The following is a 2,277-nucleotide window of genomic DNA, read 5'->3' on the forward strand; positions in this document are numbered from 1 at the left end:
ATTCCTCTGTAGTTCAGTCGGTAGAACGGCGGACTGTTAATCCGTATGTCACTGGTTCGAGTCCAGTCAGAGGAGCCAAATTTAAAAAGCCTGCTTTTAAAGCAGGCTTTTTGCTTTTCTGCACAAGGTAAATGCAAAACGGCAACAAGGTTGCCGTTTTTAGTGTGTGCACCCTCTCCCGTGGGAGAGGGCCGGGGTGAGGGCACCAGCCCGCACAATCCCCTTACATGCCTACCTTAACCGGCATCCCTGACCGCCGTTCCAGTTCGGCTCCCGCCCCCTCGTTTATTAACTGCGTCCGCTGCGCGGCTGACATTGGCAGAGGCACTTTCTGGGTCGATTCAAACTCCGCACGGTTACGTGATAATGGCTCGTGAACTTCCACCCAGCGGCTGCCGTCCGGCTCCGTGGTGACTTTAACGGGCCGATCGATAAGCTGCACGCGGGTTCCGACGGGAACATGATCGAAAAGATATTTGATGTCGTTATTACGCAGACGAATACAGCCCTGGCTCACCCGCAGCCCGATGCCAAAATTCGAGTTTGTGCCGTGAATGGCATAGAGCCTGCCGATATAGATGGCATACAGCCCCATCGGGTTATCCGGCCCGGCGGGCACGAATGCCGGGAGCGTTTTCCCTTCTGCCGCATAGGCACGGCGCGTATTCGGCGTCGGAGACCAGGTTGGCCCCACCTGCTTACGCTCAACGGCCGTCACCCAGTTACGCGGGGTTTCACGCCCGGCCTGACCGATGCCGATGGGCAGCACTTCAACGGTATTGCCACCAGGCGGGTAGTAGTAGAGGCGCATTTCCGCCACGTTAACGACAATCCCCTCGCGAACGGTGTCGGGCAAAATCAGCTGCTGAGGGATCACCAGCCGGGTGCCGGATTTGGGTAAAAAAGGATCCACCCCCGGGTTCGCTTCCAGCATATTGCTTAGCCCCTGCCCGTACTTCGCGGCAAAGGCCTCAAGCGGTAATGTATTATGATCCGGCACGATAATGACCTGCGAACTCCCTACCAGACGGCTGCCCGCCGGCGGTAAAGGATAGCTCACCGCCTGCACGCTCTGGCTGATAAGTAATGCAGCAAGACAGACCAACGCCTCTTTACGACACATCTTCCCTTCCTCAGTCGCTTCGCTCTTTATTAAGCATAGCGTAGCCGTTTTGCATTACCCATCAGGAAATAAAATCAGTTTGCACAGGCCCCCTGTCGCGGTAGTCTCATAGGTTCCGTTTATATGACGGGCGCAATGTGAGTGACCTTTTCTTATACCAATAATTAAAAATAAGTGCAGACAGGACAACTATGGACTCCACCCTCATCTCCGATCGTCCCAACGAGGAGACCCCTTCGCTCAATCGTGCCCGCCGCGCCGCACTCGGCAGCTTCGCGGGTGCCGTCGTCGACTGGTATGATTTTCTGCTTTACGGCATTACCGCCGCGCTGGTGTTCAACCGCGAGTTTTTTCCCCAGGTCAGCCCCGCGATGGGCACGCTCGCCGCGTTTGCCACCTTCGGCGTCGGCTTTCTGTTTCGCCCGCTGGGCGGGGTGATCTTCGGCCACTTCGGCGACCGTCTTGGCCGCAAGCGCATGCTGATGCTCACCGTCTGGATGATGGGGATCGCCACCGCATTGATTGGCATTCTCCCGTCGTTTTCCGCCATTGGCTGGTGGGCCCCAGTGTTGCTGGTGACATTACGCGCCATTCAGGGCTTCGCGGTAGGCGGCGAATGGGGCGGTGCGGCGCTGTTATCCGTTGAGAGCGCGCCAAAAAATAAGAAAGCGTTTTACAGCAGCGGCGTGCAGGTCGGGTACGGCGTAGGGCTGTTACTTTCTACAGGGCTGGTGTCGTTAATCAGCCAGCTCACCACCGACGAGCAGTTCCTGAGCTGGGGCTGGCGCATTCCGTTCATCTTCAGCATCGTGCTGGTCATCGCCGCGCTGTGGATCCGTAACGGGATGGAAGAGTCGGCTGAGTTCGAAAAGCAGCAGGAAAAACCGGCCGTCAAAAAGCGGCTGCCGGTGATGGAAGCCCTGATTCGGCACCCTGGCGCTTTTCTGAAAATTATCGCCCTGCGCCTGTGCGAGCTGCTGACGATGTATATCGTCACCGCCTTTGCGCTGAACTACTCGACGCAGAATCTCGGCCTGCCGCGCGAGCTGTTCCTGAATATCGGCCTGCTGGTCGGCGGGATCAGCTGCCTGACGATACCCTGCTTCGCCTGGCTGGCGGACCGGTTTGGCCGCCGTCGCGTCTACATCACCGGC

Annotated in this window: 2 protein-coding genes and 1 tRNA gene; 2 read left to right on the forward strand and 1 reads right to left on the reverse strand. The window is 57.8% G+C overall.

The window, feature by feature from the left end; translation table 11 throughout:
* The first annotated feature begins 2 nt into the window (after positions 1-2).
* A tRNA-Asn gene (locus DOU50_RS00420) sits at positions 3-78 on the forward strand.
* A 145-nt stretch (positions 79-223) separates the two neighbouring features.
* Here the strand turns inward: DOU50_RS00420 and ldtA are convergent.
* The gene (gene ldtA / locus DOU50_RS00425; RefSeq protein WP_148768483.1) at positions 224-1,123 is read right to left on the reverse strand and encodes a L,D-transpeptidase; all 900 of its coding nucleotides are present in this window, start codon (positions 1,121-1,123) and stop codon (positions 224-226) included.
* 191 nt (positions 1,124-1,314) lie between these two features.
* Here ldtA and shiA point away from each other — a divergent pair.
* The coding region (shiA, locus tag DOU50_RS00430) for a shikimate transporter (protein WP_148768484.1) at positions 1,315-2,277 on the forward strand (963 nt) is incomplete at its 3' end.

Source organism: Enterobacter sp. C6, assembly GCF_008122455.1.
Taxonomy (GTDB): Bacteria; Pseudomonadota; Gammaproteobacteria; order Enterobacterales; family Enterobacteriaceae; genus Enterobacter; species Enterobacter pseudoroggenkampii.